The 9,138-nt window shown below is 69.5% G+C and carries 6 protein-coding genes and 3 pseudogenes; 1 reads left to right on the forward strand and 8 read right to left on the reverse strand.

Annotation, left to right across the window (positions count from 1 at the left end):
• Positions 1-1,202 precede the first annotated feature (1,202 nt).
• The 7 genes and pseudogenes from ACZ4AA_RS38210 to ACZ4AA_RS38240 all read right to left on the reverse strand — a co-directional run.
• Positions 1,203-1,510 (reverse strand): annotated as a pseudogene (locus tag ACZ4AA_RS38210) (IS5/IS1182 family transposase); the annotation flags it as partial.
• Positions 1,511-1,689: 179 nt separating this feature from the next.
• On the reverse strand, positions 1,690-2,859 hold the full coding sequence (locus tag ACZ4AA_RS38215; RefSeq protein WP_467613292.1) for a serine hydrolase domain-containing protein: 1,170 nt from the start codon (positions 2,857-2,859) through the stop codon (positions 1,690-1,692).
• Complete coding sequence (locus ACZ4AA_RS38220; protein WP_467613294.1) at positions 2,856-3,437, reverse strand: hypothetical protein; 582 nt, start codon at positions 3,435-3,437, stop codon at positions 2,856-2,858. Before ACZ4AA_RS38220 ends, ACZ4AA_RS38215 begins: the two co-directional genes overlap by 4 nt.
• A 1-nt stretch (position 3,438) precedes the next feature.
• Entirely contained in the window at positions 3,439-3,804 is a 366-nt protein-coding gene (locus ACZ4AA_RS38225; protein WP_467613296.1) for a PadR family transcriptional regulator, read from the reverse strand.
• 775 nt (positions 3,805-4,579) lie between these two features.
• A complete protein-coding gene (locus tag ACZ4AA_RS38230) occupies positions 4,580-4,846 on the reverse strand; it encodes a hypothetical protein (RefSeq protein WP_467613298.1) in 267 nt (88 codons plus the stop codon).
• 46 nt (positions 4,847-4,892) lie between these two features.
• Complete coding sequence (locus tag ACZ4AA_RS38235) at positions 4,893-5,297, reverse strand: CAP domain-containing protein (RefSeq protein ID WP_467613300.1); 405 nt, start codon at positions 5,295-5,297, stop codon at positions 4,893-4,895.
• A gap of 1,398 nt (positions 5,298-6,695) precedes the next feature.
• Positions 6,696-7,262, reverse strand: a complete 567-nt coding sequence (locus ACZ4AA_RS38240; protein ID WP_467613302.1) for a hypothetical protein — start codon at positions 7,260-7,262, stop codon at positions 6,696-6,698.
• Between the two features lie 468 nt (positions 7,263-7,730).
• On the opposite strand from ACZ4AA_RS38240, the pseudogene ACZ4AA_RS38245 reads away from it, so the two are divergent.
• Positions 7,731-8,414 (forward strand): annotated as a pseudogene (locus ACZ4AA_RS38245) (IS5 family transposase); the annotation flags it as partial.
• Between the two features lie 88 nt (positions 8,415-8,502).
• Here the strand turns inward: ACZ4AA_RS38245 and ACZ4AA_RS38250 are convergent.
• A pseudogene (locus ACZ4AA_RS38250) lies at positions 8,503-9,138 on the reverse strand (NF041680 family putative transposase); the annotation flags it as partial.

The following is a 9,138-nucleotide window of genomic DNA, read 5'->3' on the forward strand; positions in this document are numbered from 1 at the left end:
CCCAGCACCCCCACCCCGCACAGCCACCCCCCACACCACACCCCGCACCCCGCACCACCCCCCACACCAGGCCCACCAGGCCACACACACCAACCCGCCACACCACCCCGACACACCAGCCCGACGCACCACCCCTAAAACACCCTTGAAGCCACACCACCCCACCCCGACGCCAGGGAAAACAGTTCCCCCGACAACACGACAACCCGACGGCAAGACCAGCAGAACCACAGGACGACGGGACAGCCACCGCAAGACACACCACGCCCCCACAACACCGCGGCCAGGTACCGCAACCGCCGGCCAAAGACGGCACAGCACCAGCCGGCCGCAAGCATCTCCCCGCCCAAGCGGCCGGCACACCGACAGCCCCCGGAGCACGAATCCGGTACACACCGAACGCACCAAAACGCAACCGCCCCGGCACCCCTCAAGGCCATGTCGGCGTACACATGAACGGGCCCTGGCCGCAGTTCCGGGGACGGACATACGGCGGGGAGCGAACGTCCCACACGTGGCACTCCGGCGGGATGGCAGAGAGCAACCGGGAACGCGCGGCAGAAGGCCGGGTCTGCAACGAGAACGTCCAGCCCCCCTCGGCCCTCTTGGCGCGTTACACCGGCTACGACTTCGACGACGCCGACCGGCAGACGGTCGAACAGGCCGCCACTGTCGACACCGTCATCCGGACCGTCGCCGCCCCCGCCTCCAACCTGAACACCGACGGCTACTCGCTCTTCGCCCCCGCGGGACACCGACAGCAACGCCGAAGGACTCCTCCACCACTTCGGCCTGCTGCGCGACGACTACACCCCCAAGCCGGCCTTCGCGACCTACCGGCAGCTGATCAAGGAACTGAGCCGCCCGCCGGCCACCTCGGCTCGGTGAGGCTGCGACCACCCGGAGAGGCAGATCCGTCAATTCTCAGGTGAACAAAGCCACTCCGGCGAACGATCTACTCCGCGGACTGCCGTCCACAACCAGCGCGAGTGCCCGACAGAGCGGCACACCAACTCTTCGACCTGCAACTTCAAGTTGACGGACGCTCAGTTGACGCAGCGCACGCACAGCACCCCGACCGGGCACGACAGGTGCCTTCACGGAGACGGACACCGCCCGACAGCCGCGCGGCCAGGAGCACCGCGAGCACTACTTCGTCGAGGAGCTGACGTTCACTGATACGGACGCGATCCTCCCGATGCTGCGGGAGCTCCGCCCGAACACCAGGGGCCGGCCCTCTGGTCCTTCGGTTCCGGGATGGCGTACTTGACCTGGCGTCTGCGCAGGTAGCGCCGGTTTCGACGGGAGCTGTACGCCCTATCGCCACCGAGGCGGTCGGAGCGAGTGCGCGGGTGCCCGCTACCGGCCCGCCTGACGAATCCGTTCGAGTACCGGGATCAACTGTGGGCTGCCGCCCCACCGGCCGGGCGTGATCAGCAGTGCCGGCGGCCGGCATCCGCCCTTCGCCGGCGAGATGGATTGTGCAGGTCAGGCCGCCCTTGCCGGTTCCCGCGCGCTGAGGTCAGGGGCGGGTGACGGGCGTAGCCCGCGTCGGTGACAGTGCGGGTCCATCGACGCAGCCCCGCCGATCCGGCAGCCGAGCCGCCGGATCGAGATCATGCACCGGCCGTGGCTGCCCTGGGTGGAAGAGCTCTTCGCGAGCTCACCGCCTTCTCACGCTGGTCCTGCCTACCGTTCATGGTCGCAGAAGAGCGTCGACACCAGCGCTTCCTGGACCTGGTCCTGTCGGCCCGGGAAAAGGTTCGATGTGACGACGACCTGCCGATGCCCGTCGGGGCTGGCGAACGCGTTCGTGGCGAAGCCGGGAACAGCCCCGTCGTGGCCGAGGGCCGGGCCGCACGGGGTCGGGATGCGGGCGATGCCCAGGCCGTAGCCGAGGCCGTCGACGTCGACGTCGACGTCGACGTCGGCGTCGGCGTCGACGTCGGCGTCGACGAAGGTCAGCATCTGCGCCAGCTGGGGTGCGGGCAGCAGTCGGCCGCCGAGCAGGTCCCGGTAGAACCGGGCCACATCGCTCGCTGTCGACACCATGGCGCCGGCGGCCCAGAGCGCGGTGGGGTTGTACTCGGTGACGTCGACCGGTGCCGCGGCCGTGCCCGAGTCCACGTAGCCGCGGGCGGCGGGACGGGGCAGAACTGGCTCGTCGGTGGGAAATGAGGTGTCACGCAGCCGGAGCCGGTCGATCACCCGTCGGTTCACCTCGCCGGCCAGCGACCGGTGCGTGACCCTCTCGATGATCATGCCGGCGAGGATGTAGTCGGTGTCGGAGTACTGCCATCCGCTGCCGCCGTCGAACACTTGCGGGTCGCCGGCGACGAAGCTGATCAGCTCTCGCGGCTCCCAGTGGTGCAGCTGCGGTGTGCCGGGCTGGGTCGCGTTGTACCGCAGGAGCATTTCGGTGTAGTCGGGGACGCCGCCGGTGTGATTGAGCAGCTGGCACACGGTGATGCGGTCGGCGTAGGGCAGCACCCTGGGCAGCCATCGGCCGACCGGGGTGTCGAGGTCCAGCCTGTTCTCGGCGGCGAGTCGCAGCACGACGACCGCCACGAACGTCTTGGTGACGCTGCCGATGCGGACGTGGTCACCGGCCCGCATACGCCGGCCGGTGCCGAGGTCGGCGATACCGGCAGCCGCGCTGCGCATGCCGTGGTCGTCTCCGGCGAGAGCGACGGCGCCCGGGGCGCCGGCTGCGACGACCGGCCGGAGTGCGTCGCGCACGTCGACCGCGGGCGCCGATACGGCGGGTGACGCGACGGCGGGTGACGCGACGGCGGGGCCTGCCACCCCCGAGGCGAGCATCGCGGTGGACAGCACAAGTCCGAGCAGGAGACGCCTCATCGGGTACCCTCCCCGGGCTCGGCGGACGTGATAGCAGCTTGGTGACGACACCCCGGGGGCAGGAGCCTCCACAGTCGCGCGCCGGCGACGAAGGCGGTGAGCATGCCCAGATAGACCAGGGGCGTATAGGCGCCGCCCAGCGAGGAGTGGCCGCCGCCGGTGAAGGTGACGGTGGCATCGGCGCTCAGATACGGGATCCCAGCCCCGTGGTACGTACCCTGCGGATGCGGGTCGGCGGCGAGAACACCTGAGGTGAAGGCCGACCGGCCGGCCTCGATCAGGGCGTAGCTGCCGAACTGGACAACGAGCATGCACACCCCTCCGGCCGTCCAGGTGGGACGCCGGCCCCGGTCGCCGTACTCGGCGGACAGATACTCGGCGGCGAGTCGCCGTAACCCGCCGATCCGGCGCAGCGCGTCGGTGGTCCCGACGTCGGCCGCGGCCGCGTGCAGGTCGGCACGGACCTCGCGGCGCTTGGCCACGCGGGAGCGCCAGCGCAGATCGTGGAGGAGGCTGTCGAGGCGCCACACCGCGGACTCGATGCGCAGCCGGTCGATCGTCGTCAGGGTACGGGCCATCTCATGTCTCCTCGGCCGGCGGGGCGGGTGTGGGCGGGACCGGGCGCGACAGCACTCCGTTGACCGTGGCGGCCAGCGCCAGCCAGTCCGCGGTCGCCTCGGCCAGGGCGGCATAGCCGCTGTCGGTGGGGCGGTAGTACTTGCAGGCAGGACCGGAGCGCGACGCGACCAGCCGGGAGCTGATGCGCCCCTCCCGCTCCAGCCGTGACAGCGCCGGACAGACCGTGCCGTCGGAGATGCCCGACAGTCCAACGGCACGCAGCCGCTGCACCAACTCGTAGCCGTAGGACTCGCGTTCGGCGAGCAGCCACAGCAGCAGCGGCGACAGCACCCCCTTGAGCAACTGGGCATCGTGTGTCGTACGCATGAAACCAGGCCAGGAAAGGTACCTTGCATAGTCAAGTAACAAGTCAAGCCAGCTACCGGCCATCGGACCGTTCCCCCTCCCCCGGGGCACCGAGCCCAGCCGCCGGCTCGTCCAGGAACAGCACCCCCGGCCGACCCGGCAGCCCGAGCACGGATCCATCCGCCGGCGCCCACCGCCGAAGAGCCGCCGACCCGCACCCGCGCCCAGCCGCCCGACCCCACCGTCCCCAACGCCTCGCCGACCGGCCGTACGCCGCTGACACACCCGGCTCCCATCTCGTCACGGTGCCCGAGACCGTGACACTCGTAGGAGACTTCGCCCACCAGGCACTCGCCGCCGCGCTGCCGGACGCCGTGGTGCCGGCTGCGCGCGCCGCATCGGACACGACGTGACATGCGTGAGCACCCGGCCCCTCGCGGATACGCGAGCGAGCCCGGACCAATGGGTCCGGGCTCGCGGGCAGTTCGGGGAACGGCCTCCACAGGTCGCTCTACAGGTCGAACTCCAAGCACCCGATGTCCGTAAAGCGCACTTCCTCAAGGCTGCCGGCGCGGCGGCCGCCGTCCTGGAAGTACACCTCCCTGAGCGCCGCGGCCGCGATCTCCTGCGCTCCTGGCCAGTGACGCAGGCCTGCTGGGCACCGAAGAGGCGTGCGCCATAGCGGGACGGCAGCGGGAGGGCCGGATGCAGGCCTGGTCCCTCGACCCGATCGGGGCGGTGCGGCCGAGGCGGGTGCATGTGTCGATACAGAAGGAGCTACGACTGCCGCGCCGTTTCACGGCGCCGCCCACATCAGGCGCTTGCCGTGCCGGCCGGTGCCGCGGGACGGCACCGGCCGGCACGGCAAGCGCCAGGCATCATGAGCCTGCCGCACGTCAGCCTCCCGTACGTCGCCCAAGTCACCATCGCCGTCCGGAGGTTCCGGTGCGAAGGCCGCGGCGATCTGCCGGTGATACGGCAGGAGTCCGGGATCCCCGGCAGTGACAAACGACGAGAGCAGCGCCTGACCGGCCGGCCCTGCCTCGTCGACCAGGATCAGCACCGGCGTGATGGCCGGCGGGCCGCGACCGGCGTGAGCCCCGTGAGCTTCAGCGGGCCGTGCCGAAGTCCTGCGTCCAGTAGTTGCCGGGCTGCGCCGCCCCCACACCGATCTCCTTGAAACCGCAGTCCAGGATGTTGTGCCTGTGGCCGGCGCTGGCCATCCAGCCCGCCATCACCTGCTCGGGCGTGGCGTACCCGTACGCGACGTTCTCGCCGTAGGAGCTCCAGAGGTAGCCCGCGCGCGTGATCCGCTGCCCCGGATCGGACCCGTCAGAACCCGTGTGCGACATGGTGCTGTGGCTCGCCATGTCCGCACTGTGGGCCTGGGCGGCCTGCGAGAGCTTCGCGTTCAGGACGACCGGGGAGCAACCCGCCTTGGCACGCTCACTGTTGACCAAGGCGACCACCCGGGCCACGGAGGCCGACGCGGGGGACGCCGTACCCGCGGCCAAGGAAGTGGCGGTGGACGGCTTCGGTGCGGCGGCCCTCGTCGAAGGGGACGCGGCAGCCGGCTTCCGCGCGGCGGCCGTCCTCGTCGGCGCGGGCGGGGCGGTCGCCTTCGAGGCGGGCGCCTTCGGCTTCTCCGCAGCGGGCGCCGCAGTCCCGGCAGAGGCCCTCGTCGAGGGCGAAGCCGTCGCCGTGGGCTTCACGGTCCGCGCACCCCTCCCCCGGTGCACACCCCAGGACGTCCTCCCCTCAGTCCGGTGCCCGTCCCAGACCGCCTTCCTCCCATCCCCCCAGGAACCGCCGGACGGGGCGGTGACAGCCGCGGCTCCCCCGTCACCCATGCACGCCATGGCGGCCGACGGCACCGCCACCGCACCCACCACCAGGACGGCAACGGCTATCGAACGGCGGCGCGACTTCCTGCGGTGCTTCCGGCGATTCCACATACAGACCTCATTCGGTCGACTCTCCTCGCGCCTCCGGCAAGCCCGGTCTCCCACAGAGACTGCGCCCGACCCGCCGGGACACCTTGCGGGGCCGTCATTGTTAAAAGCCGCAGGAGGACACGGCAACGGAGGCCTTCCACTACCTCACCTAGTAGGCGAAGACACCCTTGAATCCGGCCCGGAACTGTGCCGGACCGCCGCACCAGACGCCGACAGCGCCTCACACCCCGTCAGAAGGACGGCAGGGGCGGTCCGGCGGCTCGAAGCCGGCACCCCGGGACGGCGACCCAGACCGGGATGCCGTGTATGCCCGCTTCCACACACCAGATCCACCTATATCAGCCACACACCACGTACTACCGCGCCACGTTGATAGGGACCAGGCACGTGAGGGATGTCACCGACCCACCCCACAACCCCCTCCACACCCGACAAGCAGGGGGCGCAGCCAGGCGGCGCGACCGTACGCAGGAACGAACCGAGGCCGCCGGCCCAGATGCCATGACGTCATCGACACCTACCGCCAGGCCATCACCACCGCCGCCACCGGATACCAGGCCCGCCCCCGACACCCGACACCACCTCACGACGCCGGACAACGAACACACCCCCGACCCCGAACCCCGCGCCAAGGCAGGGCAGGGCAGGGCAGGGCAGGGCAGGGCAGGGCAGGGCAGCAACAGGACAACACCGGAACATCTGGCGGAACACACCCACCGCGACACAAGCCCCGCCAGAACCGAACCCAGCAGCACCGGCACCGAACCACCATCCGGCAGCACCGCGAAACCCAAACGGGACGATCAACCGCGCGGGACAGGCCCTGGGCAGGCGGGAAGTCATCGTTCCGGGGGATTGAGTTCCAGTTTGACGCGGCCCCCGGCTTACGGTCCCACTTGGCCCCAGCCGACGATGGGCCGTCGACCTCCTTCACCCCTCGTCACGAGTCACACCACGTCAGGTCGTCGGCTGACCGTGGCGATACTCCTCGAAAGGCATCGAGTCCCCTTCGGTGTTCGCGCCGTCGCGCGTCACCATGAACAACGGGCGCGATCGCAGGACCTGCCCCACGAGTTGCCCGCGCATGACCACCCCGGGATCATCCGGTCCCGCATAGCCCTCGGGCGAGTAGCGAAAGTGCCCGCCCACTGCCTCGGCATGCGCGATCGCATCGCTCTCCAGTTCCGACAGGTCCCTTCCGACCAGCGAGATTCCGTCGTGGCCGACCTGGGGACCGTGGACGGCATCGACTGCGATGCAGAACAACCCCACAGCCCCGCTCACGTAGGCCGTGACGGCAGGCAGAGAACGGGCCACCCCACGACAGATCTCGATCTTCCACGTCGGCGAGAAGACCGCGTGACCCCGCAGGCAATCGCTGACCTTCGACCGGCCGAGAACCTGAGCCACCTCGACCACTTCGTCGACGGTCATACCGAACCGGAGCGGACCCACGCCGACCGCCGGCACATACGACCACTCCTCCCGATCGACAACCCTGAAATCGACTCCGGTCTCAACCATCACAGCGGCCCCCTCCAGACAGCAGAATCCTGCCGCCACACATCATGCCCATCACCGACCGGCGTGTGGCCCTCCTGGACGGCTCTGAAGGCCACCTCCAGCGGCGGACGGAGGATGCGGCGACCATGCTCATGCGCCAGTGAGGCCACCAGAACGGCGAGCGCTGTTCCTCCCGCTTGGGCCACAGCAGGCGCAAGGCGATGGACACGCGCGTCTTGCAGATCGCGTACGACTCCCCGCCGACCTGGACGAGGTCCGCGCGGGCCTCACGCGCCGCGGTGCAGAAGAGCTTGAACAGCGCCTGGACAGGGAGAAACACGATCGAGCAGACGACGCGCTTGTCTCCTCGAGCCGGCATCCAGGCCCGACGACGACAATCTGACACTGCATCGGCTTCGGTTCGCCGGCGGACTCGGAGGGCTCGACGAGCTGGGACGGATCAAGATCGGCTATGCCGACCTCGTACGGCGCTACCTCCCGCATGACTTCCCGCACTGGAACACCGTCTATGGATACTTCGCCAGGTGGCACCAGGAAGGCGTGTTCGCCCAGCTCAACGGCCCGCTCAGTCAACTCTTACGACAGAAGGAAGGACGGGAGGCCGAGCCGTCGGCCTGCGTGATCGACGCGCAGAGCGTGAAGACCTCCACCAGCGTGCTCGCCTCCGGCCAGGGCATCGATGCCGGGAAGAAGATCGTCGGGCGGAAGCGGAGCATCGTCACCGACACCATCGGACTTCTCCTCGCCGTGCTGGTGACCGCGGCAAGCGTGCAGGACTCCATCGCCGGCACCCAGCTCCTGGACCGGGTCGCCGCCGAACATCCCCGCGTCCGCAAAGTGTGGGTCGACGGCGGCTACCGCCAGCACCTCGTCGAGCACGCCGCCACCCTCGGCATCGACATGGAAATCACTCAACGCAGGCCCGGGACCAGGGGATTCACCCCGACCCCCAAGCGGTGGGCGGTCGAGCGGACCTACGGCTGGCTCATGTTCCACCGCCGCCTGGCCCGCGACTACGAGACCCTGCCCGCCCGCTCCGAAGCCATGATCCACATCGCCATGACCGACCTCATGGCCCGACGCCTCACCGGCGAGAACCCCATCTCCTGGCGCGACCCGACACCGCAGACCAAACACCAGATTCCGGGATGAAACAATGGGAGAAAAAGACCTCTAAGACTCGTCGCCCCCTGCGCGGGGACACGACAGATCTCAAACACGACCTGAACTTGTTCTTTATCTACCAAGATCTTCCAGGTTTGCCGATGGCCTTGAGGGTCTCGGGACGTTTGGCGGTCTTGCCGACGTCGTAGCGGGTGGCGGGCCGCCGGTTCTTCGAGCCGGGAGGGCGTCCGGGTCCGGTTCCGGTTGGTTGAGGAACCTGGGCGGGGCAGTGCAGGCGTGCGCGGATGTTCCTGAACCCCCGGCGGACCCGGGCTGGGGTGAGGTCTTCGGGCTTGGCCGGTTTTTCCCAGGGCCGGCGAAGTTCGATGGCGAGGGGCCGGGCGAGGCGGAGCTGGGTGTAGGCGACGACCAGGAGCCAGGTCCAGCGGTCCGCGGCCTGGGGAGTACGGATCTTCGGGGTGGTCCAGCCCAGTGTCTGCTTTCCGAACCTGAAGGTGTGCTCCAGATCGAATCGTCTGAGGAACACCTGCCACCACAAGTCCACGTCCTGCGGGACGGCGCCGGTCTTCGAGGACCACAACCACACCGGCGGAGCCTGGCGGTCCTTGGAGAGGTGCTCGACCTTGAGGCGGACCAGGGTGCCCTCAACGACGGGAAGTTCACCGTCGTGCTCCAGCCAGGCCGAACGGTGAGTCAGCCGTGGGTGGACCCGATCCCAGGCCTGGGCCTCTGCCTTGCCGTAGTTGATGGT

The organism is Streptomyces sp. NPDC024698 (assembly GCF_055559015.1).